Raw genomic sequence first — 24,617 nt, 5'->3', positions numbered from 1 at the left:
CCGGCATGACGATCGAGGCGCATTCAGATTGCGGCCGCCGCGCCGCGACAGCGCGGGGAGCCGCCGGCAACAGCCGGAGCAGCGGGATCAGCGGCGACAGCGGGGTCAGCGGCGACAGCGGGAACGCCGCTGCGGCGACCGACGGTGAGGTCAGTGGGATCGGGGGGAGTAGCAGCGCAGCGGGCAACAGCGGGGTGTTGCTGGCGGCCGTCGCCCTGGCCCAGTTGTTGATCGGCCTGGACTACAACATCGTTTTCGTGGCGCTGCCCGACATGACGGGGGTCGGGCTGGACGGCGGCAACCGGCAGTGGGTGGTCTCCGGCTATGCGTTGGCGTTCGGCGGATTCCTGTTGCTGTCAGGGCGGTTGGCCGACCAGTGGGGACGCCGCCGGATGTTCCTCACCGGGCTGGCGCTGTTCGCGGCCGGCTCCGCCATCGGTGGCCTCGCCAACGGCTCGGCGATGCTGATCGCCGGCCGGGTGGTCCAGGGCCTCGGCGGCGCCGCACTCGCCCCCGCGACGCTGGCCATCCTCACCGTCGGGTTCCCGCAGGGCGCGGCGCGCAACCGGGCGCTCGGCATCTGGGGAATGACGGGTTCGGCAGGCATGGTGCTGGGGTCGGTGCTGGGCGGGCTGCTCACCCAATGGTGGGGCTGGCGGGCGGTGTTCTTCGTCAATCTGCCGCTGGTGGCGATGGTGGTTCTGCTCGGCCTGCGCGGCATTCGCCGCGACACCGGGGCGCAGCGCCGGGCCGGCGTCGATCTGCCCGGCGCCGTGCTGTCCACCGGTGCGGCGCTGGCGTTGGTGCTCGGCGGCACCCTGGCCGGTGGCGAGGGCTCGGCGCCGGCGGCCGCCGGGATGCTGATGCTCGCCGTGCTGCTCGGTGCGGCATTCCTGGTGGTGGAGCGGCGATCTGCGCATCCGCTGGTACCGCTCAGCCGGTTCCGCAACACCTACCTCAGCGTCGGTGTCGGGTCGACGCTGCTGTTCATGGCCGGTTTCGGTGCGGTGGCCTACTTCCTCACCGACTACTTCCAGCGGGTGCGGGAGTTGAGTCCGGTGGTGACCGGGCTGGCCTTCGTGGTGCCGTGCGTCGCCGTGCTGATCGGCACCAACCTCAGCGGACGGCTGATCGCCAGGTACGGCCTGCGGGCCACCCTGGTGGCGGGAAACCTGGTGGGCGCCTTGGGAATGCTGGCGCTGGCGCTGGTGGTGACCACGGACGCACCGTGGCTGCTGGTATTGCCGGTGACCGCGGTGTTCTCGCTGGGACAGGGCGTGGTGTTCACCGCCATGTTCGCCACCGCCACCACCGACACCACGGATGCCGAGCAGGGTGTCGCGTCCGGCATCGCCACCACCGGCCAGCAGTTCGGTGCGGCGCTCGGCCTTGCGCTGCTGGTCTGGCTGGCCACGGGCGCGGCGCTGCCGCTGCGTCCTGCCGCGCTGGCCATCACCGTGCTCATCCTGCTCGGCGCGGTGCTGGCGCTGGCGCTGCCACCGCGGCGAGCCGGCGGACAGTGAGGCGGGGTGCCGTCAGGGGCTGGTCGATACCCGGGAAATACGGTGCAGCGCAAACGATCTCATCGAACCGCGGAGCTGGTCGAAACCGACGAGATTGCCGCCGGACACCACCACCGGCTGCACGTGGCGGGTGACGGTGGAGCCGTCCCGCTCGGCGTAGGTGATCCACACCGGGTACGAGCCGGCCACCGCCTCCCGCAGCGCGGTGACGGTCTCGGTGACCGACTGCGGACTGTCCGGCACCTCGTCGCCGCCGCTGGTGGCCAGCAGCCGGTCGACCAGCCTGGTGAGCTGCTCGGTGGTCGGTGCTGCCGGCTCGCGGCGCCGGTGCAACAGCGCCGGTTGCGCCCGGTTCGGGCGCCGACGCAGGTCGGTGACGACGCCGCGGGCGTCCTCGGCGCTCACCCCGATACCGCCGGCGGCCAACGCATTCAGCACATCGACGGCGTCAGCGGGACCGACAGCGACGGTCGGGGCGAGCAACCGCAGGGTGAACCCGGCGGCGCCGGCCGCGCTCACCGCCTGAGCCAGCAGCGCAGGGTCGTCGCTGCGCAGGTAACAGCCGGCGCTGCCCACCCTGAGCACCCCGTGCCGGCGGGCGGTGTCGTCGATCAGATAGCTCAACGCCTGCGGCACCGGGGTGCGGGAGTGCTCGCTGAACAGCCGGTGCAGATCGGTGGCACTGTGCCCGGAATCGAGGGCCCGCTGGATGCTGCCGGGGGTCACCCGGTAGACGCTGGCCATGCCCGCTGATTCCAGGTCGGCCACCTGACCGAGGCGCTCGGCCAGCGCGGGCGCCAGCCGTCCCGGCGCGACGACGGTCAGATCCGCCTGCACCATCACCTCGTTCACCGGTGGCGGCAGTGCGGCGGCGAGGGCGGCCGCCAGCCGGCCGGGTTCCGGGTCGGTGAGCAGTACCCGCCCGGCGTCGGCGATCGCGTCGAATGCCACCAGTCCGAGCCAGGTGGCCTCCGGCAGGGTGTCGTCGATCAGCGCGCTGCGGCGGGCGGCGGAGCGCTGCGGCGCCAGGTAGCCGAGATACTCGCCGAGGGCACCGTGGCTCAACCCTGCCCCCGGCGGCAGGCTCGCCAGTGCCTCGAGCAAGAACCGGCGATCGGCCGGCCCGCGAATCCAGGTCAGCTCAGAACCCAAGGCCGGCAACGCTTTTGAACCGGAGCCGCTGTTCGGGTCGGGTCGCCCGGCCCGAGCCGGGTCGCGGGTCAGCGCGAGCCAGCCGATCGCCAGCTCGGCCCAGGCCTGCTCGTCCGGCAGGTCGAGAAAGTCGTCGGCCAACCCGGTGACCTGCCAGGTCAACGCGCCCGCGCGCTCGGGGTGATCGGTGTCCTGGGTGATCAGCCGGCCGGTGTGCAGCAGTTCCAGACCGAACGCCACCCGATGTTCTTCGGTCTTCAGGTCTTTCGCCAACCGGCGCAACTCGCGCACCCCGATACCACCGGATTTCAGATCGGGGATGGCTCGCCCGCCGATCAGCTCGATCAACTCCTTGACAAGACCCAGCGTCGCCAACGCCTGCCCGGCAGCGGTGGAGTCCACCCTGGCTGCGTCCGCGGCGGAGGCGGTGGGCAGTTCCGGCGGCCGCGGCCAGGCCCGCAACGGCAGCCCGTCCCGCAGCGCGATGGCCACTTCCCTCGGCAGCCGCACCGTCGCCGGGTCCAGCCGCTCCAGCAGACCCGCAGTCACCAGCTCGTCCACCACCCGCGACGACGGTGACGACGGTGGGCTGTAGCCCAGCGGACCGGTGCGGTCCAACAGGGTCAGCACCTCACGCTGCCGGTCGTCGACGGCGGCGAGCGCGGCCGACACCTGGTCGTCGCTGAGGCCGGCCGGCGGTGCCAACCCTGCGGGGAAGTCGCCCAGCGCCGCGGTCACCGCGTCCGGCACCTGAATCGCGTCGTCAACGGTGAGCAACAGGCCGAGCGACTCCAGCCGCCACGCCGCGCCGGCCAGCTCGTCCGGCTCCGCGTCCGGCACCCAGTGGCCCAGGTCCGTCACCGTGACCCCGGCGTGCCGCTCGTCGGCCACCGCGGCCGCGGTGAGCGCGCTGCGCTCGGCGGCGGTGATCTGTTCAAGGGCCCGGTAGATCGACGTCGGGATCACCATGCGGCGCGCCAACACCGCAAGATCGGTCGGCGCCGGCAGCGTCAGATCCGGCCGGGCGCGCAGCAACGCCACCAGTTGCTCCGGCGTTCGCTCGCGCAGCCAGGCCAGCACCAGCGCGGTGCTGCTCGGCGCCGAAGTTCCTGGCCCACCGGCCGAACCGGGGAAGGACGTGGGAACGGACATTGCCTCCACGGTATCGTCGCCGGTGACAGCGGTGCTGCGATGCGCGCGGAACCACCCGCACCTCGCCGTCCCGCAGTCCCGCCGACGCACCGGCCCCGGTCGGTCGCCCGGCGCACCACCGTCAGGCGAACCGAGGAGCCGCAGTGTCCCGCAAGGCCGGCAAGCGCAGCAAGAACATCGACCCGACGTGGCCCGACGTCCCCGAGGGTGAGCACGCCCTCAGCGAGTTCAACGCGGACCGGCAGGGGCCGCTGTCGCCGTTCGGCGACGTCGAGTTCCCGCGGGATCCCACCGAACTGCCCTACGTGCACCCGCACACCGTCATCAACCGGTAACCGCCGGTCACCGACAAACTCGGTCACCACCGGTCACCGACAACCCGGTGACCAACGACCGGAAAGCGGCCAGTTCCCGGCGCCACCTGCTCCCACCGGCAGCGGTCGCGGCGGTTTACGCTCGACTCGCCGGTTCCGCCCGTTCTGCGCGGGCAGCGACGCCGGCGTCACGCGTTGGCGAAGCATAAGGAGCAGTGATGGCGGTACCTGGGCCCGGCTATTCGATCACCATGCGGGTCTCGGCGCCGCCGTCGGCCACCGTCGCCGGCGATCTCACGACGGCCGTCGGCCAGGCCGGCGGGGTGATCACCGGCTTCGACGTGGTGGAGTCCGCCAACGACGCGATGGTGGTGGACATCTCCGCCAACGCGCAGTCCGAAGACCATGCCGAGCAGATCACCGAGGCGCTCAACGCGCTCGACGGTGTGCAGGTGCGCAAGGTCTCCGACCGCACCTTTCTGGTGCACCTGGGCGGCAAGATCGAGGTGCAGAGCAAGGTACCGCTGCGTACCCGCGACGATCTCTCCCGGGCCTACACCCCTGGCGTCGCCAGGGTGTCGATGGCGATCGCCAAGAACCCGGACGACGCCCGCCGGCTCACCATCAAGCGCAACACCATCGCGGTGGTGACCGACGGCACGGCCGTGCTCGGCCTTGGCGACATCGGCCCGGCCGCCGCGCTGCCGGTGATGGAGGGAAAGGCCGCGCTGTTCAAGCGGTTTGCCGGTGTCGATGCCTGGCCGGTGTGCCTGGACACCACCGACACCGAGGAGATCATCCGTACCGTGCAGCTGCTCGCGCCGGTGTACGCCGGGATCAACCTCGAGGACATCTCCGCCCCGCGCTGCTTCGAGATCGAGGCAAGGCTGCGGGAAATGCTGGACATCCCGGTGTTCCACGACGACCAGCACGGCACCGCGATCGTGGTGGTGGCGGCGCTGCGCAACGCGCTGCGGGTGGTCGGCAAAGACATGTCCGACTGCAAGATCGTCGTCTCCGGTGTCGGTGCCGCCGGCAGCGCGATCATTCGGTTGCTGCTGCACAACAAGCCCAAAGACATTGTGGCAGTTGACATCAACGGCATCGTCACCCGCGACCGGGCGAACATGGACACCAACATGGCGCAGATCGCGGAGCTCACCAACGCCGACGGCGCGGCCGGCAAGCTGTCCGATGCCATCGCCGGCGCCGACGTCTTCATCGGGGTGTCGGCACCGAACATCCTCACCGAGGCCGACGTCGCGTCGATGAACTCCGACGCGGTGGTGTTCGCGCTGGCCAACCCCGACCCGGAGATCGACCCGCTGCTGGCCCAGCAGCATGCCGCGGTGGTGGCCACCGGGCGGTCCGACTACCCGAACCAGATCAACAACGTGCTGGCCTTCCCCGGGGTGTTCCGCGGGCTGCTCGATGCACAGGCGCACAAGATCACCGACGAGATGCTGCTGGCCGCCGCCGAGGCACTGGCCGACGTGGTGTCACCCGACCAGCTCAACTCCTCCTACATCGTGCCGAGCGTCTTCGACGAGAAGGTCGCGACCTCGGTGGCTCGGGCGGTCTCCAGCGCGGCCGGCGGCGGCACCAAAACCGGTGGGGGAGCGAAAGAATCGGCCCTGCTGTCGGACGTCCGCGACTGATGGGCGTCGCGGGCGGAACCGGGCGGCACGCCGCCGCCGAACCGCACACCGAGTCCGCGGCCGGCCCCGCAGCCGATCCCGGCGCCGGCGCCGGTGCTGGCGGCGATCCCGGTGCCGGGAGCGAGTTGTCGCACGTCGACGCGCGCGGCGCGGCGCGGATGGTTGACGTCTCCGGCAAGCCGGCGACCACCCGCACCGCGACCGCGTCCGGCGTGCTGCACACCACCGCGCAGGTGGTCGAGCTGGTGGCGGCCGGGTCGATCCCGAAGGGTGATGTGCTGGCCACCGCACGGATCGCAGGGATCATGGCAGCCAAACGCACCAGCGAGCTGATCCCGCTGTGCCACCCGCTGCCGCTGTCGGCCGTGCAGGTGGACGTCACGCCGGCCGGTCACCAGCTGCGGATCACCGCGACGGTGCGCACCACCGGCGCCACCGGGGTGGAGATGGAGGCGCTGACCGCCGTCGCCGTCGCCGGGCTGACGCTGCACGACATGATCAAGGCGGTGGACCCGGCCGCCACCCTTGACGAGGTGCGGGTGGACCGCAAGGAGGGCGGCAAGACCGGCAGCTGGACGCGCGCGGAGCAGCGGCGATGAGGGCCGCGGTGATCACCGTCTCCACCCGCGCCGCCGCCGGCAGCTACGCCGATGCCAGCGGCCCGGTGCTGGTGCAGTGGCTCACCAACATCGGCGCCGAGGTGGCGCCGCCGCTGGTGGTGCCGGACGGTGCCGCCGTCGGTGCCACCCTGCGGGCCGCCGTCGCCGACAACGACGTGGTGCTGACCACCGGCGGCACCGGGATCAGTCCGACCGACGTGACCCCGGAACAGACCGCGGGTCTGCTGGCCCAGCAGCTGCCCGGCATCGCCGAGGCGCTGCGCAGCTACGGGACGGCGAACAAGGTGCCGACCGCGATGCTGTCCCGCGGGCTCGCCGGCGTTGCCGTCGCGCCGGACGGGCACCGCTGCCTTGTCATCAACCTGCCAGGCTCGACGGGCGCCGTCGCCGACGCGATCAACGTGCTCGACCCGGTGCTGCCGCACGCCGTTGCGCAACTCGGCGGCTCCGACCACCGGCGGCAGCCGTGAGCCGGGTGGGCCGGGCCGGCGTCACCGACCAGCCGCTGGAACCCGAGGTGATCGACGCTTCGGTGAGCGATCCGGTTGCCGGCGCGGTGGTGTCGTTCGCCGGGGTGGTCCGCAATCACGACTCCGGTCGCGAGGTGCGCGAGCTGGAGTACTCGGCGCATCCTTCCGCCGACGAGATCGTCCGGCGGGTCTGCGAGGAGATCCTGCGCCGCCATCCCGAGGTGACGGCGGTGGCGGCCGTGCACCGGGTCGGCACCCTGATGGTCGGCGAAATCGCCTTGGCCGCAGCGGTTTCCGCTGCCCACCGGCAGCCGGCCTTCCGTGCCTGCGCCGACCTGGTCGACCTGGTGAAAGAGCGGTTGCCGGTCTGGAAGCGCCAGGTGTTCGCCGACGGCAGCGACGAATGGGTGGGCTCCACCTGACCCCGGCATGGCCTTGTGCGCAGCGAGCTTTCGACCGTCGCCCGCGAAGGGGTCGAGCACCAGCGCTGGCAAGACAAACCCACGTCCAAGGGCGATGCCAGGATCTGGTTCTTCGTCGTGGGAAATGTGGTGTTTGGAGAACAGGTGCATACCCACCACCCGAACCAGACGACGTAGCACCGGCCGGGGTGTGCGACGCTCGGCTGATGGGTGCTGGTGTGCTGGTGTTGATCAACGGGCTGCCCGGATCGGGAAAGTCGACGCTGGCGCGGGAGTATGCCGATCGGCATCCTTCAGCGGTGGCGCTGGACATCGACGTACTGCGCACCATGATCGGTGGCTGGCGTGCCGATCGGGAGGCAGCCGGGCTGCAGGCCAGAGCGATGGCGCTGGCGGTCGCCGCGGATCAGTTGACGGCCGGGCGGACGGTGCTGGTGCCGCAGCTGCTGGCGCGGCCCGGCTTCATCGATCAGCTGGCGGCGCTGGCCGATTCCCGCGGTGCCCGATGGGTCGAAACGGTGATCGATGCCCCGCCGGCGTTGTGCCGCACGCGATATGCCGAGCGGACCGCTCGGGCCGTCACCCAGGCCGATGCCGACGCTCCGGTGTGGCTGGCCACCGACGACGATGCCGGCTGGGCCGAGCTCGAGCAACGACTGACGGAGCTGCTGGCGCAGCGGCCGGGCACGCTGCGGCTACCGGCCGCGAGCGCGCTGGACAGCCTGGAACAGGCACTCGCCGACGGCGCTGCCGGAAGCTGAGCGCGTCGGCCGTCAGTGCCGCCGGCTGAGCACAGTCAGCTCGCGGCGCGCTTGGCCAGCCGCAACCAGGTCTCCACCACGGTGTCCGGGTTCAGCGACATCGACTCGATGCCCTGATCCAGCAACCATTCCGCCAGATCGGGGTGATCGCTCGGCCCCTGGCCGCAGATGCCGACGTACTTGCCGGCGTCCTTGCATGCGGTGATCGCTAGCGACAGCATGTGCAGCACCGCGGGGTCGCGTTCGTCGAACTCGTCGGCGACCAGGCTGGAGTCGCGGTCGAGGCCGAGCGTCAGCTGGGTCATGTCGTTGGAGCCGATCGAGAAGCCGTCGAAGTGTTCGAGGAACTGCGCGGCGATGACGGCGTTGGACGGTACCTCGCACATCATCACCACCTGCAGATCGTTCTCGCCGCGGCGTAACCCGTTCTCCGCCAACAGGTCCACCACACCCTTGGCCTCGTCGACGGTGCGGACGAACGGGATCATCACCTTGACGTTGGTCAGACCCATCTCGTCGCGCACGTACCTGAGCGCCGCACACTCCATCGCGAAGCACTCGGCGAAGTCGGGCGACAGGTACCGGGAGGCGCCGCGATAGCCGATCATCGGGTTCTCCTCGTGCGGCTCGTACCGCTCGCCGCCGAGCAGCCCGGCGTACTCGTTCGACTTGAAGTCGCTCATCCGGACGATCACCGGCTTCGGCGCGAACGCCGCTGCCAGCGTCGCCACCCCTTCCGCCACCCGCTGCACGAAGAACTCGCGCGGGCTGGGGTAGGCCGCGATCAGCTCGTCGATCTGCCCGCGCAGATCGGCCGGTAGCTGGTCGTGTTCCAGCAGTGCCTTGGGGTGGATGCCGATCTGCCGGTTGATGATGAACTCCAGCCGGGCCAGCCCGATCCCGGCGTTCGGCAGCCGGGAGAACTCGAATGCCTGTTCCGGGGTGCCGACGTTCATCATGATCTTGACGTCCAGCCCCGGCATGGCGTCGAGCTCGGTCTCCTCGAGCTGGAAATCCAGTGCGCCGGAATAGATGTAGCCGGTGTCGCCCTCGGCGCAGGACACCGTCACGTCGGCGCCGTCGGTGAGCGTCGTGGTGGCGTTGCCGGTGCCGACGACGGCCGGGATGCCGAGCTCCCTCGCGATGATCGCGGCATGGCAGGTGCGGCCGCCGCGATTGGTGACGATGGCGCTGGCCCGCTTCATGATCGGCTCCCAGTCCGGGTCGGTCATGTCGGCCACCAGCACCTCGCCGGGGCTGAACTGGTGCATGTCCTCGATCGAGGCGAGTGACCGCACCGCGCCCGACCCGATCTTCTGGCCGATGGCGCGGCCCTCGGCGATCACGGTGGCGTCACGCTTGGCGCTCTTGTCGATGGTGTAGCGCTGCAAACTGCTTGCCCTGGCCCGCGATTGAACCGTTTCAGGGCGGGCCTGCAGCACGCAGAGCTTGCCGTCGATGCCGTCCTTGCCCCACTCGATGTCCATCGGCCGGCCGTAGTGCTCCTCGATGCGCAGCGCATGCCGGGCCAGTTCGGTGACCTCGTCGTCGGTCAGGCTGAGCCTGCGCCGTTCGGCCGCATCCACGTCGACAAACTCGGTGGTGCGGCCCACCGCGGCGTCGTCGGTGTAGATCATCTTGGTGGCCTTCTCGCCGACGCCCCGCTTCAGGATCGCCGGCCGGCCGGCGCGCAACGCCGGTTTGTAGACATAGAACTCGTCGGGGTTGACGGCGCCCTGCACCACGGCTTCGCCAAGGCCGTAGCTGGAGGTGAGGAAAACCGCGTCGGCAAAACCGGATTCGGTGTCGATGGTGAACATCACCCCGGACGCTCCCACGTCCGAGCGCACCATCCGCTGCACGCCGGCCGACAACGCCACCTCGACGTCGTACCCGCTGTGCACCCGGTAGGCGATCGCCCTGTCGTTGTACAGCGAGGCATACACCAGCTTGATGGCGTGCAGCACGTTGTCGATGCCGCGGATGTTCAGGAACGTTTCCTGTTGCCCGGCAAAGGATGCGTCCGGCAGATCTTCGGCGGTGGCGCTGGAGCGCACCGCGAAACTCGCGACGGCGCCGCCGGGATCGGTGGTGTTGCCAGCGGTTTCCGTTGTGGTGCCAAGGCTTTCGGCGTCGGCGGCGACCTCGGACTCCAACCTGGCGTAGGCGTCGCGGATCTCCGCCTCGAGGTCGGCCGGGAACGGTGCGGCCTCGATCAGGCCGCGGATCTGCTTTCCGGCGCTGGCCAGGGCCTGTACGTCGTCGACGTCCAAACCGTGTGTGACGGCGGCGATCTGCTCGCGCAGCCCGGACTCGTCGAGAAAGCGCCGGTAGGCGTCGGCGGTGGTGGCGAAGCCGTCCGGCACCCGCACCCCGGCGCTGGCCAGGTTGCTCACCAGCTCGCCGAGCGAGGCGTTCTTGCCGCCGACCTGGTCGACATCGTCCATGCCGAGCTCGGCGAACCACCTGATGCTGTTCATGGAGTGCTCCCTTGCGTGGTCTGCGGCGGGGTTGCGGGTGCCTGCTGGGTTGCCGGTGCCGGCTGGGTCGGCGGTGTCAGCGGGGCGGGCACACCGCGGCCGAGGTGGCCGTCGGTGTTCAGGTCGAGGCGCTGCATGATCATCGCCGACATCTCCTCCACCGACATGGTGGCCGAGTTGAGCGACGGGATGCGGTGGGCCTTGAACATGTTCTCGGCCCTGCGCAGCTCGTAGCTGCACTGCTGCAGCGACGCGTACCGCGACCCAGGGCGGCGCTGGCCGCGCACCTCGGACAATCGCCCAGGGGTGCTCAGCAGGCCGAACAACCGGTTGCGGTACGGCCGGATCGGCGCCGGCAGCTGGGTCGACTCCAGGTCTTCGTCGACCAGCGGGTAGTTCGCCACCAGCAGGCCGTGCTGCAGCGCCAGGTACATGGTGGTCGGCGTCTTGCCGCACCGCGACGGCGCCGTCAGGATGATGTCGGCGCGTTCCAGGGCGCGCAGCGACTGGCCGTCGTCGTGCTCCATCGCGAACTCGACCGCCGCCATCCTGGCCTCGTAGCGGCCGACGTCGCCGAGGCCGTGGGCGCTGCCACCCACCCGGGCCGCGTTCACGTGCAGCACCCGTTCCACGTTCTCCAACTGGGAGCCGACCAGATCGATGACGGCGCAGCGGGTGGTGGCCACCTCGGCGCGCACGTCGTCGTCGGCGAGGGTGGAGAACACCAGCGGGGTGACCGAATCGCTGGCCGCGGCGTCCATGGTGCTCACCACCCGGCGGGCGGCCTCGACGGAGTTGACGAACGAGAACAACCGCCGGTCGAACCGGACGGTGGGGAACTGCTGCAGGATCGCGTTGCCGAGCGCCTCCGCGGTGATGCCGGTGCCGCCGGCGAGAAAGAACACCGGCGTCACGTGCGGCGCTGTGCCGGCTTCGAGCACCATCTGCCGAGTCTGGCACAGCACCGTGCCCGGTGAGCCCTGCCGCGTCCGCCGCCGGCGGTAACGAGCGGGCCCGGCAGGTCCGGAGAAGCCACGGTGACCTGCACGATTGCTTTCTTGAACCGACTGGTCTAAGAATGAGACTGTGGCTGACGTCAAACACTTCGACCCGGACCGGGCGCTGGGCGCCGTTGTCGAGCTGTTCTGGTCGAGAGGCGTCGACGCCGCCGGTCTGCGCGACATCGAGGCCGCGACCGGGCTGGCGCGGTCCAGCGTCTACAACGCCTTTGGTGACAAGCGCCGGCTGTACCTGGCGGCGCTCGACCGTTACCTCGACCAGCGGGCGTTGCCCAGCTTCGCCCGGCTGGCGCAGGCCTCGGACCTCGCCGGCATCAGGGAGTTCTTCGCGCGGCTCATCACCGACCGCTGCACCGGTGCGCACCGCGGTTGGGGTTGTCTGATCGTGAACGGGCACCTCGGGGAGTACAGCGGCGACCCGCAGGTGCAGCAGCGGCTGAATCGGCACGCCGACGCGCTCCGGGAGGCCTTTCACGCTGCGCTGCAACGCATCTGCTCCCGAGCGCCGCACACATCCGTGGCCGCCGCGGGCAGTTCCGGCACCGCGCTGGCTGCACAGGCCGGCATGCTGGCCACCCTGGCCTACGGCATCACCATGCGGTCCCGCGCCGGAGCCGAGGCTGCGGAGCTTCGTGCCCAGGTGGACAGTGCGCTGGCCGGTTGCTCCCTATCTGCTTGACGCCCAACAACTCTCGCCAGTCAGCCTTGACCCCGGAGATCGACCCACGTCAGAACCGAGGAGCCTTTCATGCCCATCGACTTCACCGTCCACGACGAGACCACCGCCCCCGACGAGGCGGCCCCGATGCTCGCCGGCGCCCGCAGCCGGCTGGGATTCGTCTCCACCCTGGCCGGGGTGATGGCCGAGTCGCCGCAACTGCTGGCCGGGTACAACGCGGCGTACGACGCCTTCATGAAGACGTCGCTGCCGCTGCTGGCCAGGCACACCGTGTTGATCGCCGTCAGCGTCGAAAACCGTTGCGAGTACTGCGTTGCCGCCCACTGCACCATGGCGCTGCGGGCCAGGATGCCCGACGCTGTGCTGCGCGCCCTCCGGGCCGGGCGGGAGCTGCCGGATCCGCGGCTGCAGGCCGTCGCCGCGCTGGCCATGGCGCTGGTCCGGCAGCGCGGCTGGGCCGACGACGCCCAGCTCCAGGCGTTCTTCGATGCCGGCTTCGACCGGCGGCAGGCACTCGACGTGGTGCTCGGCGTCGGCGTCAAGACCATGTCCAACTACACCAATCACGTTGCGCACACCCCGCTGGATCCGGCCTGGCGGGATCAGCGTTGGTCCGCGCCAGAACTCGGCGACCGGCCCGCTCAGGGCTGAGCAGTTCACAACTGGGCGGTTCACAGCTGAGCGGATCGAAACGTCCAGCGCGCCAGGTCGTCAGCCAGCGCCGCGCCCCGGTCCGGGATCGGCTCACCGGTGAGCTCGATGCCGCGCACCCGATCCGGCCGGAAGCCGCGGATGGCCTGCCGCAGCCGGCACCAGCCGGCCACCACCCAGCGGCCCCGGACCGACAGCAGCGCAAGCGGTTCGACCGCGCGGTGGGTGACGGTGCCGTCGTCACCGAGATAGTCGATGACGACGACGGTGCCCTCGTGCAGTGCGCGGCCGAGGACGGCGGCGGCCTCGGTGTCCGCCGGACCGGCGTCCTGGAGAAAGAAGGTGTCGGCGACCTGCGCGGCCGTGGCCGCCGCACCCTTGCCGGGCAGCGCGGCCCGCACTTTACGGAGCGCGGTCACCGCGTCGGCGGCGAACGGGGAGCCGGCCATCGCCGCCAGCCCGGTGATCAGCGCGTAGGCCTCCCGCGGCGTGAACTGCAAGGGCGGCAACGAGAATTCCCGTTCGATGAGGTAGCCGCCGGCCCGGCCGGGTCTGGCATGAATGGGTACCCCGGCGGCCAGCAGGCTGGCCAGGTCACGCTCGATGGTGCGGTGGGTGACCTCGAACTCCGCGGCCATCCGCGACACCGACAGCGGGGCAGGGCTGTTGGCGCGCAACAGATCCACGATGGCGTACAACCGCTCTGCCCGCTTCATGGTGGCCCGATGCTACGGCTCGCTGCCGCCGGCGGTGCTATCGGATCCCGGCCGACCGTTGCCGCAGCTGCGCCGCGGCCAGGAAGCGGCGGTCGCCGGCCAGCGCCTGCTCGGCCGCTGGAATGTCGAGCAGGGTGAAGGCGTGCGCCGCGCCGCACACCACCTCCACCTCGGCCGGCGCGAACAGCTGCCAGCGGGCCGCCATCATCAGCGTGTCGCTGAGCAGCGCGTCCCTGGTCCCGACCACGAACCGGGCGGGCGGCATCTGGCGCAGGTCGCCGAACAGCGGCGAGTACCGCGGATCGCGGCGGGCGGTGCGCGGCACGTCCGGCAGGAACAAATCCTGCGCGACGCCCGACGAGGTGGAATCCGGCGTGAGCGCCACATCGAAGCACCCGTAGATCAGCAGCGCGGCGTCGAAGTACTGCCCGCCGGCGGCGGCCAACCGCTGCAGCGCCAGCGCCGCCAGGTGTGCGCCCGCGGACTCGCCGCCGATGGCCGCGACCGGGTACCGGCCGGCCAGCGCCGTCGCCACCGCCAGCACGTCGTCGATGGGCGCCGGGTACGGGTGTTCGGGCGCCAGCCGGTAGCCGACGCTGATCACCTCGAGACCGGTCTCGTCGGCCAGCGGCTGCAACCTGGCGTCGGAGCTGCGGTGCGAGCCCAGCGACCAGCCGCCGCCGTGCAGATGCAGATACATCCCCAGCGGCGCCCCGTCGGCCGGCGCCAGCCTGCGCACCGGCACGCCGGCGATCTCGTCGTCGACGGCGGTGGGCGATTCCCACGGGGCGCCCAGCCGGATGCTCTCCCGGTGCTCGGCGAAGCTCTGGCCGGGCTGCGGCCGGTAGATGCCGTCCAGGTCGAGAAACTGCGCGGTGGCGGCGATGGTGTGCTCGGCGTCGTCCGTCCCGAGGGTGGCGAGCGCGCGCTCGCGGTCGGAGGCGGTGGGGCCGGTGAAGGGCGGTGTTGGTGTCATGGCGACCACCCTGCTGGACCGCCGCGACAACAGACTGTCGGTATTTAGCCGCTGGGCGCGGTGAGCTGCACCACTGCTCGTTCGGCGGCGCCCGCGCTCAGTTGAACAGATCGTCCGGGTCGTCCGGACGCCGCAGCGCCGGGTCGCTCATCGCGGCGACGATCAGCGCGCCGGTGAGCACCACGCCGCCGGCCAGGCACACCCACACTCCCCAGGCGTTGCCGTTGTCCGGCAGCGCGGCGATCGGGATCCAGATCGCCGCCGTGCTCAGCAACAGCGGGAGCAGCGCGCCGATCGCGCGGTCCGGCGGCGGCAGCATGCGCACCAGATGGATGATCGCCGCCAGCAGCGCGAGCACGCCAGCCGGCCACAGCCCGGTGGTCCAGGCGTTGCGCCAGGCACCGAAATCCGGCGTCACCCACGAGAGGAAGGTGGAGGCGAACGCGGCCAGCGCCGACACGATGATGATGATCTCGCCGCCCCCGAACCGCCGCGGCGGCATCGGGTTCGGCGGCAGCGTCACCGGCGGGTGCGCGATCGGGCTGACCCTGCGCTCCCTCGGGTCGGCCGGCCCGCCCGGCGGCGGAGTGCTGGGCTGGGCCGGCAGCCTGGCCGCGCCGGCTGTCCCGGGCTCCCCGGTGGCTGCCCCAGCCCCTGGCTCCCCGCCGGCGGGTGCGCTCGCGCGGTGCGCGGCTGCGCCGGCTTCGGCGGGCGGGTTGCCCGGGTGACGGGGTGCGGCCTGGTCGCCGGTGACGGGTTCGCTCTGGCCGGACGGCTGATCGGACATGGGCATGAGTGTGCCGCACCGGGCCCCGTTGCTCCATCCGGTGACACGCGACCCGCTGACGAAATCTGATTGTTCGGCTCCGCGCTCGCTGCGCTGAATCGTTCGCCTCCGCGCTCGCTGCGGGCCTCGATCCTGCGCTCGTCCCTCGCTGCGGATCGCGTTGCCTCCGCTTGCTGTCGGCTCACCCAGGGCCTCGCCCCTGCGCTCGTCCCTCGCTCCAGGGCTCGTTGCCTCCGCTCGCTGTCGCCTCACGGATCTGATTGTTCGGCTCCGCGCTCGCTGCCGGCTACCACTGGTCAGGGACGGGGCACGTTGCGCAAATTGGACTTCGCCATCGCGACGGCCTCGCCGGCGCCACCGTTCAGCACGATCTTGCTCAGCGCGGTCGCGAAGCCGAACACCTGCCCGGAGCTGATCTTCGGCGGGATGGACAGCGCCAGCGGATCGGTGACGATGTCGACGAACGACGGCCCCCGGTGCGCCAGCGCCTCGGCGTAGGCGTCCGGCAGCTGCTTCGGGTCCTCCACCCGCACGGCGTGCCAGCCCATTGCCCTGGCGATCGCCGCGTAGTCGGTGGACGGCATGTCGACGCCGAAATCCGGCAGCTTGTCCACCAGCATCTCCAGCTTGACCATGCCGAGCGTCGAGTTGTTGAACAGCACCACCGTCAACGGCAACTGGTAGGTGACCGGGGTGAGCATGTCGCCCATCAGCATGGACAGCCCGCCGTCACCGGCCATCGCCACCACCTGCCGGTCCGGGTAGGCGAACTGCGCGCCGATGGCCTGCGGCAGCCCGTTGGCCATGGAGCCGTGCAGGAACGAGCCGATCAGCCGGCGCTGCCCGGTCGGATTGATGTACCTGGCCGACCAGACGTTGCACATGCCGGTGTCCGCGGTGACGATCGCGTCGTCGGCCAGCTGCTGGTCGAGCACGGCCGCTGCGTACTCGGGGTGGATCGGGACGATGGTGTCGGCCTTGCGGGTGTAGGCGCCCACCGCCTTGGTCATCAACCGCTCGTGCTTGGCGAGGGTCTTCTCCAGGAACTTGCGAGACTTCTTGGGCTGTACCAGTTTCAGCAGCGCCTGCACGGTGACCTTGACGTCGCCGTGCACCGCGATGTCCACCTCGGTGCGGCGGCCGATCACCTCGGCGCGCACGTCGACCTGGGCGGTGCGGACGTTCGGCAAGAACTGGTCGTAGGGAAAGTCGGTGCCGAGCAACAGCAGCAGCTCGGCGTCCTCGATGCCCTCGGCGGCGGCGCCGTACCCGAGCAGGCCCGTCATGCCGACGTCGTAGGGGTTGTCGTACTGGACGAAGTCTTTGCCGCGCAACGAATGTCCGATCGGCGCGCCGATCCGCTCGGCCAGCTCGACGATCTCGTCGTGCGCGTCTGCGGCGCCGGCACCGGCGAAGATGGCGACGGTCTTGGCGTCGTTGATGGCGGTGGCCAGCTCGGAGATCACCCCGGCGTCCGGCACCAGCATGCCCTTGGTGACCGGGGTGAACGGCACCGCCTCCGCGGTGGCCTGCTCGTCGGCGATGTCGCCCGGCAGGGTGATCACCGCGACGCCGCCGAGCCCGGTGGCGTGCGCCATCGCGGCGTTGACCACCCGCGGCGACTGGTCGGGGGTGGAGATCAGCTCGGAGTACACGCTGCACTCGTTGAACAACCGGTCAGGGTGGGTCTCCTGGAAGTAACCCTGGCCGATCTGCACGCTCGGGATGTGGCTGGCGATGGCCAGCACCGGAGCGCCGGTGCGGTTGGCGTCGTACAGCCCGTTGATCAGGTGCAGGTTGCCAGGGCCGCAGGAACCCGCGCACACCGCGAGTTCGCCGGTGAGCTGGGCGTCGGCGCCGGCGGCGAACGCGGCGGTCTCCTCGTGCCGGACGTGGATCCAGTCGATGCCGCCCTTCGCCGACCCGCCGGTGCGGCGCACCGCGTCGACGATCGGGTTCAGCGAATCCCCGACGATGCCGTAGATGCGCCGGACCCCGGCGCGCTGCAATTGCGAGACGATCTGATCTGCAAGCTTCACCCCACCCATCTTGCTCGTTGTCGGCGGGCGGCGCAGGGCCGGGTTGCGCCGGGTGAAACCTGCTGGGGGACGAAGCGGAATAACAGGGCGGCGGAACAAGGGAAGCGGAACAGAGGAAAGGCCGGAACTAGGGAAGCGGAAGGAAGCGGAACGCGAACCGGCCGCCGCACCTGTGCGGTGCGACGGCCGGTGGCGAAGCTCGTCCCGTCGGTGACGGGCCGGTGCCGGAGGTTAGCTCACTGGCCCCACTGTTGACCCTGCTGGCCCTGGCCGTAACCGCCCTGCGGACCGTAGCCCTGGCCCGGCCCGCTCTGCGGACCGTAACCGCCCTGCGGGCGGGGACCCTGCTGGCCGTAACCGCCCTGCTGACCGTAGCCGCTCTGCTGTCCATAACCGCTCTGCTGGCCGTAGCCACCCTGGCCGAACCCGCCGGCCAGCGCCGCCGGGCCGCCGGTGACCTTGCTGCGCCGGGCGTACTCGTAGGTGAAATAGGCCAACGCCAATGCCATGACCAGTCCGACCCACAGGCCCCAACCCGGGCCGTAGTTGAACGACCCGCCGGATGCTTCCGCCTGTTGTTTGGCCTCGCTCGCACTGATGCACTGGCCTTGGAAGCACGCAGACGGCCCGACAAAGGTATGAATCAGCACACCGATCACCGCGAGTGCGACAACCACGGCGCCATAGAACACCCACATCGGCTGCACCTGGCTGGCGCTGAGCACGTGGAAGATCACCAACGCGGCCAACACCGTCACGATGATTCCCAGAACGATGGACAGCCACCACCACGAGTTCCATCCGTTGGCGGTGACGCTCAGCTCGGTGGGAATAGCGACCTGGCCTTGCAGATCTTCCGGGATCTCACGTTTGACCGTCGCGCTCCACCACGGCAAGAAGCTCGAAATGATGAACAGCACCCCGGCAGCCAGCGCCGCCCAGGCCGACCAGTGCACGGCGCCGGCGTTGAAACCGCCCCCGCTGCTCGCCCCGCCGAAGCCCGGGCCGCCGTAACCACCACCCGGCTGTCCGGCCGGACGCTGCGGCTGGCCGTAACCACCCTGCTGCCCGTATCCGCCCTGCTGGCCGTAGCCACCGGGCTGGGCCGCGTGCTGACCCTGCTGGCCCTGGAAGCCGCCGGATTGATGCTGGCCCTGCTGGCCGGGGTAGCCGCCTTGCTGACCTGGGCCGCCATGCTGGCCCTGGCCGCCCTGCCCGTACCCACCCTGCGGGTAGCCCTGAGGTGGCTGCGTCACGATGTCCTCCCTGATTCGGCCCGCGCGTTGGTGGCGGGTGTTCGGGCAAACCGTAACGCGTGTGACCGGCTTCGGCCGACAGGATGGGCAAATCCCTGACGGCAGCGCCGGATTCCGCCCGGCGAGACTGCCCGGTTTGGTGCCGGAACGGGGTTGGCGGTGGCCGATGCCCGGTCAGCCGCCGGCGAACGGCGGCAGCACGTCGACCAGCGATCCGCCGGTCAGCGGTGTCGCCGGGCGGGCCACCACGCCGTCCACCAAGAAGGAACAGGTCGGCAGCACCGCTGTCATCCGCTCCCCGTACTCGGCGGACAGCGCGTCCGCGAGGCCCTGCACGGTGCAGGGGTGGGGCAGCGGACGCACCTGTTCGCCGGTGCCGGCTGCGGCCTTGGCAGCGGCGAAGAAGCGGACCGTCACGCCCTTGTCGGCCGGGCTCTTCGCCGGCGCCCGGTGCCGCGGCGCGGGTGCTGGCGCTGGACGGTGGTGGTGTTGGTCGGGCTGGGGCTGGTCGGGCTGGGGCTGGTCGGGCTGGGGCTGGTCGCGGTGGTGCTGGTCAAGGTCGGTCGACATCTCACCCTCCGATGGCGCTCATCGGGCGCCGCGGCTGCAGGAAATCCGGACGGTCGATGCCGTGCCCGGCCGGCTTGCCCCACATCGCGCCCCGCCACACCTGCGCGAGCTGCTCGTCCGAGGCGCCCGCGCGCAGCAGCCCGCGCAGGTCGGTCTCGGTCTGCGAGAACAGGCAACTGCGGACGGCGCCGTCGGCGGTCAGCCTGGTGCGGTCGCAGTCGCCGCAGAACGGCCTGGTCACCGAGGCGATGATGCCGACGGTGCCGCGCACCTCGCCGGCGTCCAGCACGTCGAAAAGCTCGGCCGGTGCGCCGTCCCGCGGCGCCGGGTGCGGCCGCAGCGAAAAGCGTTGCGCGAGTTGCTGTTGGATCTCCCCGGCGGTCACCATGTCGCCGCGCTGCCAGTGGTGGCCGGCGTCCAGCGGCATCTGCTCGATGAACCGGAGCTGGTAGCCCTGCTGCAGCGCGAACTCCAGCAGCTCGACGGCCTGGTCGTCGTTCACCCCGCGCAGCAGCACCGCGTTCAGCTTGATCGGTCGCAGCCCGGCGTCCGCTGCGGCCCGCAACCCGGCCAGCGTGTCGGTCAGCCGGTCGCGGCGGGTGAGCTCGGCGAAGGTGTCGGGGCGCACCGAGTCCAGCGAGACGTTGACCCGATCGAGACCGGCCGCCGCCAGCGGACCGGCCAGCCGACCGAGCAGCAGCGCGTTGCTGGTCAGCGACATCGACGGCCGCCGCGGCAGCTCGGCCACCCGCCGCACGATGTCGACAATGCCCTTGCGCAGCAAGGGTTCCCCGCCGGTGAACCGCACCTCGGTGACGCCCAGCTCGGCGGTCGCCACGGCGATCAGCCGGACGATCTCGTCGTCGGTGAGCAGCTCGTCCTTGGGCAGCCATGGCAAACCGTCGGCCGGCATGCAATAGCCGCAGCGCAGGTTGCACTTGTCGATCAGCGAGACCCGCAGGTCGGTGGCGGCCCGGCCGAAGCGGTCCACCAGCCCGGGAACGGCGGGCCGCGCGGGATCGGTCACCGCGGCAGCCGCGGCGTCGGCACGCCGGCTGATCGGCATGCCGAGCGCCACGGACGTCATGTCGACCAGCCTAGGCGTCCGGCCGGCGGGCGGTGGACCGGCTACTGCAGCGCCGGGATCACCTGCCGCTCGAACAGTTCCTGGCTGGCGGTGTCGTAGGCGGCGTCGGCGAAGTAGCAGATCGAATAGCTCAGGCCCTGGTCGCGCAGCGCGGTGAGCTTCTCGATGATCTGTTCCGGGGTGCCGCAGCCGGCGGAGTTGCGCAGCTCGGAGACGATCTTGTCGGCCTGCTCGGCGTTGACGGCGCGGGTGTAGTGGTCTTTCACCCAGGCCAGCCGGTCTTCCACGTGCGCCTCGGTCTCGCCGATCGCGATGTTGAAGTTGGACGAGCGGGTGATGGCGTCGAAGTCGGTGCCGACCTCGGCGCAGTGCTGCCGCAGGATCTCCGACTTGGCCGCGAAGACGTCGCCGCCGAAGTTCGTGTACTGCGCATACTGGGCGGCGATGCGTAGCGTGACCTTCTCGCCGCCGCCGGCGATCCAGAGCGGAATGCCGCCGTCCTGCAACGGTTTCGGCTGCACGATGGCGCCGTCCACCTGGTAGTACTTGCCGTCGAGCGTTGCGGTGCCGGTCTGCCAGGCCTGCCGCATGATCTGCACCCCCTCGTCCAGCATGCCGAGCCGAACCCCGGCCCGCGGGAAGCCGTAACCGTAGGCGCGCCACTCGTTCTCGTACCAACCGCCGCCGATGCCCATCTCGGCGCGACCACCGGAAATGATGTCGACGGTGGCGGCGACCTTGGCCAGGTAGGCCGGATTGCGGTAGCCCATGCTGGTGCACATCTGGCCGAGCCGGACCCGGCTGGTGCTGGCGGCGAACGCCGACATCAGCGTCCAGGCCTCGTGGGTGGCGTCCTGGCTCGGCAGCGGGACGGTGTGGAAGTGGTCGTACACCCAGATCGACTCCCAGGGCCCGGCGTCGGCGCGAGAAGCCAAGCGGGACATGGTGTTCCATTGCTCGGCCGGGTCGATACCGACCAGATCCATCCGCCAGCCCTGCGGGACGAAAACACCAAACCGCATGGCAGGTGAATCGGTGCCGGAATGGGATGGCCCGGAACTGGATGGGCCGGGTGTGGATGGGCCGGAGGTGGTTGTGGCAGTAGCGGTTTCGCTCATGTGGCAGACGGTACAACCAGCCCCACTGTCGGTGGCCGGTGGCAGGGTGCAGAGCAACAGGGCCGTGCCGCGGATGGGGCCGGCGAGGCAGAATGGGGGACAGGATGGCGGACAAGACACTGAGCAGGATCGCGGCGCTGCTGCGGCAGGCCGAGGGCACCGACAACGAGCACGAGGCCGAGGCGTTCATGGCCGCGGCGCAGCGGCTGGCCACGCTGGAATCGGTCGACCTGGCGCTGGCCCGCAGCCACACCGCGGCCAAAGAGCGGCGCAAAACTCCGGAGCAACGCACCATCAGCATCGGCGAGGCAGGCAAACGCGGCCTCGGCACCTACGTGCAGTTGTTCGTGGCGATCGCCGGGGCCAACGAGGTCACCTGCGACGTCGCCCGCAACTCCACCTACGTGTACGCCTACGGCTTCGGTGAAGACATCGACGTCTGCGAGGCGCTGTACTCGTCGCTGGTGGTGCAGATGGTGGCGGCCTGCGAGCGCTTCCTGCGGTCCGGCACCCACCGCGCCGAGCTGGTGTGGGGCCGCGACCGGGGCAGGTGGGTGCAGCGGCCGGTGCACGCCACCACCGCCCGCATCAACTTCCAGAACGCCTTCGCCGTCGAGGTCGGCAGCCGGCTGCAGCACGCCAACCAGCAGGCGAGATCCGAGGCCGAGCAACGCCTCGCCCGGCAGGCAACCGATCAGGCGGCAGGGGGATCGGACGTCCCGGTCGATGCTGCGGCTGGAACAACTCAGGGCAGGTCCAGCTCGGTGGCGGTGGCGCTGCGGGCGAAAGAGCTTGAGATCACCGACTTCTACCAGCGCACCTCGCAGGCCCGCGGGTCATGGCGGGGTAGCAGCGCCGGCTATTCCGAGTCGTCGCAGCGGGCCGGCAAGCGCGCCGGGAAGCAGGCGCAACTGGGTCGTCGCACCGCGATCGGTGGGCAGCGCAAGGCATTGCGGTGACGTCGTTGTCGCCGGCGGTCTTGCTGGGACGTCCGTCGTCGGCCGCCCGGCTGTTCGTCTTGGCGGGTCTGCCGTCGGCGGCCCGGCTGTTCTTGGCGCCCCCGCAGGAGGCGGCCCGGCTGGTCTTGGCAGGTCTGCCGTTGGCGACCCGGCTGTTCTTGGCACGCGCGACGTCGGCGGCACCGCCGGTGTCGGCTCCCGCGTCCTCTCCGATGACGCTGCCGCGATGACGCAACCCGGCAGGGACGCCGATCGCAGCCGGGTCTACGAGGCCGAGGGACTGGTGCGCCGGCTGCTGGAGCGTCCCGGCGCCCAGCGCACCGTTCAGGTGGCCGGCTCCACCATCGACCTGCCCGCCGAGCGCCGGTTCGCCTCGGTGGAGTCCGTGCAGCACTACGTCGACACCGTGCTCGCGCTGCCCGCGGTGCGCGGCCACTGGCCGGAACGGGCGGCCGCGCCGGTCACCGTGCGCCGCCGGCGCGGCACCGGCAGCGCGCACTACGAGTACACCGGTGCCGTCATCGCCGTCCCCGATCAGCGCGATGCCGCCACCGCCGGACCCTGGGCGATGCGCGAGCTGGTGGTGCTGCACGAGCTGGCGCACCACCTCGCCGGCGATGCGCACACCGCCCACGGGCAGCGGTTCCGGATCACCATGATCGAGCTGTCCGAGATCGCCCTTGGCCCGCAGCTGGCGCTGCTGCTCAGGGTCATCTACGCCGATCAGGGCCTGCGCTGAGCGTTTCGGCGCTCCCGGCGGCGGCAGCAGAGGAAAATCGGCGGGCCGATTCGCGTTCGCCCAGGTCGACCTGCACAAACGCGAATCGAGCTGCCGATAATTCTCGCCGAGTTGGTGGACTCGGCCGGGCCAGTTCAACCGGGTCAGTACACCCAGACCTTCATGCCGATGGGCGCGAGGTCGTTGGCCCAGATGAAGTCGATGGCCGCGTTGGACATCCGGGCGCAGCCGTGGCTGGCCGGGTAGTTCGGGATGTACTCGGCGCCGTGAATGGCCCAGCCCTCGTAGAAGTAGCGCGGCCGCCACAGCTTGCCCAGCTTGCTCTTGCGCATGCCGTCGATCCCGCGCTGGATCTGGTACTCGCCGGTCGGCGTGATGGCGACGTCGCTCACCACCTCTTTGGTGGTGGTGCCGTCCGGGTTGTCCACCTCGACCTCCTGGGTGTACGGCTGCCCGGTGCCGGTTGAGGTGTTGATCGTGTACTTCAGCTCGCCGCCCTGCACGATGTAGATGAGCTGCTTGGGCAGGTCGATCTCGATGGCGTCGCCGGACGTGGTGCGCGGCTGCGGCTGCACCTGCTGCTTGATCGCCTCCAGCGTCTGCGGACCGGCGACCCCGTCGGCCGGGATGCCCGCCGCCTTCTGGTACGCCATCACCGCCTGCTGGGTGGTCTGCCCGTAGTTGCCGTCCGCCGTCTCCAGCCAGTAGCCAAGGTCGAGCAGCTGTTGCTGCAACTGCTGCACCTCGGTGCCGGACGAGCCGGTCTTCAGCAGCGTCGGCTTCGGCGGCGGGGTGCTGCTGGCGGTTGCCGAACTGCTCGACGAGCTGCCGGTCGAGCCGTCGGCGGACGAAGAGCTCGCCGCGGTGCTGGAACCGGCGGTGCCGGACCCGGCGGTGCCGGACCCGGCTGCGGTCGAGCTGGCGGTACCGGACGCGCCGGTGCCGGAGGTCGCGGCAGTAGAGGCCGTCGCGGCCGGGCTGGTGGCGGCCTTGCTGGTGGCGGCGGTGCCGCCGACCGTGCCTGCGGCGGACCCGGCGGCGGTCGAACCAGCGGCGTCCGTGCCCGCGGCGTCGTCGGAACCGGCGGACGAGCCCGCCGTCGCACCGCCCGATGCCGGGGCATCGGCGCCGGTGGTGGTGGCACCGGCGAGACCGGCGTCAGTGTTGCCTCCCGTGGTGCTGGTGGTGGCCGCAGGTTGCTGGGCGCCGGACGACCCAGCGTCGTTGGTGCCGGACGAACAGGCAACCAGCAACGCGGCGGAGATGCCGACGGCGGCAAGGCGAGCGGTCTTGGAACTACGCACGAGATCCCCCGAACGAGAGTGGGCGGGCTGACACACGACAAGTGGGCTCCGAAATCGGAGTCCACCATGGTGAGACGAACCATGCTGGCATTCGTTGCGCGGTGCTCGGTATCGATCCGGTCACAAACGCCTGGGTAGCAGTTGAGAAGCAGATGGCAAGGCAGC

At 70.8% G+C, this 24,617-nt stretch carries 24 protein-coding genes; 12 read left to right on the top strand and 12 right to left on the bottom strand.

The genetic code is table 11. The features are described 5' to 3' along the window. The first annotated feature begins 5 nt into the window (after nucleotides 1–5). Nucleotides 6–1,523 carry an MFS transporter gene (locus tag HKD39_RS06710; protein WP_171199103.1) on the top strand — a complete coding sequence of 506 codons (1,518 nt, stop codon included), beginning with the start codon at nucleotides 6–8 and terminating at the stop codon, nucleotides 1,521–1,523. Nucleotides 1,524–1,535: 12 nt separating this feature from the next. On the opposite strand, the gene HKD39_RS06705 is transcribed toward HKD39_RS06710, so the two are convergent. After that, complete coding sequence (locus HKD39_RS06705; RefSeq protein ID WP_171199102.1) at nucleotides 1,536–3,827, bottom strand: helicase C-terminal domain-containing protein; 2,292 nt, start codon at nucleotides 3,825–3,827, stop codon at nucleotides 1,536–1,538. A 143-nt stretch (nucleotides 3,828–3,970) separates the two neighbouring features. Between HKD39_RS06705 and HKD39_RS06700 the strand changes: the two genes are divergently transcribed. From HKD39_RS06700 to HKD39_RS06675, 6 genes are all read left to right on the top strand, one after another. Beyond that, entirely contained in the window at nucleotides 3,971–4,162 is a 192-nt protein-coding gene (locus HKD39_RS06700; protein WP_171199101.1) for a hypothetical protein, read from the top strand. A gap of 197 nt (nucleotides 4,163–4,359) precedes the next feature. Continuing rightward, complete coding sequence (locus HKD39_RS06695) at nucleotides 4,360–5,799, top strand: NAD-dependent malic enzyme (protein ID WP_171199100.1); 1,440 nt, start codon at nucleotides 4,360–4,362, stop codon at nucleotides 5,797–5,799. Then, complete coding sequence (moaC, locus tag HKD39_RS06690; protein ID WP_171199099.1) at nucleotides 5,799–6,398, top strand: cyclic pyranopterin monophosphate synthase MoaC; 600 nt, start codon at nucleotides 5,799–5,801, stop codon at nucleotides 6,396–6,398. Before HKD39_RS06695 ends, moaC begins: the two co-directional genes overlap by 1 nt. Then, nucleotides 6,395–6,889 carry a MogA/MoaB family molybdenum cofactor biosynthesis protein gene (locus tag HKD39_RS06685; protein WP_171199098.1) on the top strand — a complete coding sequence of 165 codons (495 nt, stop codon included), beginning with the start codon at nucleotides 6,395–6,397 and terminating at the stop codon, nucleotides 6,887–6,889. The genes moaC and HKD39_RS06685 overlap by 4 nt, the downstream gene beginning before the upstream one ends. Continuing rightward, on the top strand, nucleotides 6,886–7,311 hold the full coding sequence (locus HKD39_RS06680; RefSeq protein ID WP_171199097.1) for a molybdenum cofactor biosynthesis protein MoaE: 426 nt from the start codon (nucleotides 6,886–6,888) through the stop codon (nucleotides 7,309–7,311). The genes HKD39_RS06685 and HKD39_RS06680 overlap by 4 nt, the downstream gene beginning before the upstream one ends. 206 nt (nucleotides 7,312–7,517) lie before the next feature. Further along, complete coding sequence (locus HKD39_RS06675) at nucleotides 7,518–8,072, top strand: P-loop nucleotide/nucleoside kinase family protein (RefSeq protein ID WP_171199096.1); 555 nt, start codon at nucleotides 7,518–7,520, stop codon at nucleotides 8,070–8,072. A gap of 35 nt (nucleotides 8,073–8,107) precedes the next feature. Here the strand turns inward: HKD39_RS06675 and ppsA are convergent, their stop codons facing one another. Both ppsA and HKD39_RS06665 read right to left on the bottom strand, forming a co-directional pair. After that, nucleotides 8,108–10,552 (bottom strand): phosphoenolpyruvate synthase, encoded by a 2,445-nt coding sequence (ppsA, locus tag HKD39_RS06670; protein ID WP_171199095.1) that lies wholly within the window; start codon nucleotides 10,550–10,552, stop codon nucleotides 8,108–8,110. Continuing rightward, nucleotides 10,549–11,496 (bottom strand): pyruvate, water dikinase regulatory protein, encoded by a 948-nt coding sequence (locus HKD39_RS06665; protein ID WP_171199094.1) that lies wholly within the window; start codon nucleotides 11,494–11,496, stop codon nucleotides 10,549–10,551. The genes ppsA and HKD39_RS06665 overlap by 4 nt, the downstream gene beginning before the upstream one ends. 142 nt (nucleotides 11,497–11,638) lie before the next feature. Between HKD39_RS06665 and HKD39_RS06660 the strand changes: the two genes are divergently transcribed. Both HKD39_RS06660 and HKD39_RS06655 read left to right on the top strand, forming a co-directional pair. Next, a complete protein-coding gene (locus HKD39_RS06660; protein ID WP_171199093.1) occupies nucleotides 11,639–12,250 on the top strand; it encodes a TetR family transcriptional regulator in 612 nt (203 codons plus the stop codon). Between the two features lie 69 nt (nucleotides 12,251–12,319). After that, nucleotides 12,320–12,901, top strand: a complete 582-nt coding sequence (locus tag HKD39_RS06655) for a carboxymuconolactone decarboxylase family protein (protein ID WP_171199092.1) — start codon at nucleotides 12,320–12,322, stop codon at nucleotides 12,899–12,901. 20 nt (nucleotides 12,902–12,921) lie between these two features. Here the strand turns inward: HKD39_RS06655 and HKD39_RS06650 are convergent, their stop codons facing one another. From HKD39_RS06650 to HKD39_RS06615, 8 genes are all read right to left on the bottom strand, one after another. After that, nucleotides 12,922–13,617, bottom strand: a complete 696-nt coding sequence (locus HKD39_RS06650) for a helix-turn-helix transcriptional regulator (protein WP_171199091.1) — start codon at nucleotides 13,615–13,617, stop codon at nucleotides 12,922–12,924. A gap of 37 nt (nucleotides 13,618–13,654) precedes the next feature. After that, the gene (locus HKD39_RS06645) at nucleotides 13,655–14,593 is read right to left on the bottom strand and encodes an alpha/beta hydrolase (RefSeq protein WP_171199090.1); all 939 of its coding nucleotides are present in this window, start codon (nucleotides 14,591–14,593) and stop codon (nucleotides 13,655–13,657) included. A 97-nt stretch (nucleotides 14,594–14,690) separates the two neighbouring features. Next, entirely contained in the window at nucleotides 14,691–15,380 is a 690-nt protein-coding gene (locus HKD39_RS06640) for a hypothetical protein (RefSeq protein WP_171199089.1), read from the bottom strand. Nucleotides 15,381–15,676: 296 nt separating this feature from the next. Further along, nucleotides 15,677–17,428: a pyruvate dehydrogenase gene (locus tag HKD39_RS06635; RefSeq protein WP_171199088.1), complete on the bottom strand. Its 1,752-nt coding sequence runs from the start codon at nucleotides 17,426–17,428 to the stop codon at nucleotides 15,677–15,679. A gap of 227 nt (nucleotides 17,429–17,655) precedes the next feature. Beyond that, nucleotides 17,656–18,675, bottom strand: a complete 1,020-nt coding sequence (locus HKD39_RS18685) for a hypothetical protein (protein WP_212754149.1) — start codon at nucleotides 18,673–18,675, stop codon at nucleotides 17,656–17,658. Between the two features lie 174 nt (nucleotides 18,676–18,849). Next, a complete protein-coding gene (locus HKD39_RS06625) occupies nucleotides 18,850–19,245 on the bottom strand; it encodes a MoaD/ThiS family protein (protein ID WP_171199087.1) in 396 nt (131 codons plus the stop codon). A 1-nt stretch (nucleotide 19,246) separates the two neighbouring features. Then, a complete protein-coding gene (gene moaA / locus HKD39_RS06620) occupies nucleotides 19,247–20,332 on the bottom strand; it encodes a GTP 3',8-cyclase MoaA (RefSeq protein ID WP_171199086.1) in 1,086 nt (361 codons plus the stop codon). Nucleotides 20,333–20,373: 41 nt separating this feature from the next. Then, complete coding sequence (locus HKD39_RS06615) at nucleotides 20,374–21,354, bottom strand: LLM class F420-dependent oxidoreductase (RefSeq protein WP_171199085.1); 981 nt, start codon at nucleotides 21,352–21,354, stop codon at nucleotides 20,374–20,376. A gap of 200 nt (nucleotides 21,355–21,554) precedes the next feature. Between HKD39_RS06615 and HKD39_RS06610 the strand changes: the two genes are divergently transcribed. The 3 genes from HKD39_RS06610 to HKD39_RS06600 are packed head-to-tail and all read left to right on the top strand — an operon-like array spanning nucleotide 21,555 to nucleotide 23,148. Then, nucleotides 21,555–22,409: a DUF2786 domain-containing protein gene (locus tag HKD39_RS06610; RefSeq protein WP_171199084.1), complete on the top strand. Its 855-nt coding sequence runs from the start codon at nucleotides 21,555–21,557 to the stop codon at nucleotides 22,407–22,409. Continuing rightward, nucleotides 22,406–22,639, top strand: coding sequence for a hypothetical protein (locus HKD39_RS06605; RefSeq protein WP_171199083.1), 234 nt, complete (start codon nucleotides 22,406–22,408; stop codon nucleotides 22,637–22,639). The genes HKD39_RS06610 and HKD39_RS06605 overlap by 4 nt, the downstream gene beginning before the upstream one ends. Then, entirely contained in the window at nucleotides 22,636–23,148 is a 513-nt protein-coding gene (locus HKD39_RS06600) for a TIGR04338 family metallohydrolase (protein ID WP_171199082.1), read from the top strand. Before HKD39_RS06605 ends, HKD39_RS06600 begins: the two co-directional genes overlap by 4 nt. A gap of 143 nt (nucleotides 23,149–23,291) precedes the next feature. On the opposite strand, the gene HKD39_RS19990 is transcribed toward HKD39_RS06600, so the two are convergent. Beyond that, nucleotides 23,292–24,452: a peptidoglycan-binding protein gene (locus HKD39_RS19990; RefSeq protein ID WP_212754147.1), complete on the bottom strand. Its 1,161-nt coding sequence runs from the start codon at nucleotides 24,450–24,452 to the stop codon at nucleotides 23,292–23,294. Nucleotides 24,453–24,617: the final 165 nt, after the last annotated feature.

The organism is Nakamurella aerolata, from assembly GCF_013002705.1.
GTDB classification, from domain to species: Bacteria; Actinomycetota; Actinomycetes; order Mycobacteriales; family Nakamurellaceae; genus Nakamurella; species Nakamurella aerolata.
The sequence above is the reverse complement of the archived record's forward strand: the minus strand, read 5'-3'. Positions and strand labels throughout refer to the sequence as shown.